Below are 654 nucleotides of genomic sequence, written 5' to 3' on the forward strand. Positions count from 1 at the left end.
TGGACGACAACCAAAACTTGCAACCCCATCATGCAAAACACCGTTAGCACGACGCAACCGTACAGCATAAACACCATGAGCCAAACTAGTTTGAGGAGGTAATATCTGATTAGCGGTAGGAAAACCTAAAAGGCGTCCAAGTTTTTCGCCCTGGATAATATTTGAACGAACCCGATAATGATAACCTAACAAATGGGCTGCTTTTCCCACCTGAGCTTGTGAAAGAAGCTGACGAATAAAACTAGAGGAAATCATCCGCTTTTGTTGATCTTGTGTACTACATACGCAAGAAATTTTAACGACCTCAAATCCACATTCTTCTCCCCTTTGACAAAGAAGGTGCGCAGTTCCACTCTTCTGATGACCAAATTGAAAATTGTCACCGATTACCACAGCTGAAACATCAAGGGCTTTTTTTAAAATCACATTGATAAATTCATCTGCTGAAAGAGCAGAAAAATGTGCATAAAAAGGCTGTTCAATCACTCCATTAAACCCGAGGATTTTTAAAATTTCAGCCTTTTCAGCAGCCTCTGTTAAGCGATCGACAGGAGCTGAGCTTTGAAAAAAACTTCTTGGATGTGGTTCAAAGGTTAAAACAAGAGCTAGCTTATTTTTCATGCGTGCTAAATCAAGCGCTTTTTGGAGTACTCT

Annotated in this window: 1 protein-coding gene; it reads right to left on the reverse strand. The window is 40.4% G+C overall.

Annotated elements, in window-relative coordinates:
* On the reverse strand, positions 1–654 hold a 654-nt coding region (locus ACFIK8_RS11905), incomplete at both ends, for a riboflavin kinase (RefSeq protein WP_375669549.1).

This window comes from Bartonella sp. MR168JLCBS, from assembly GCF_042194175.1.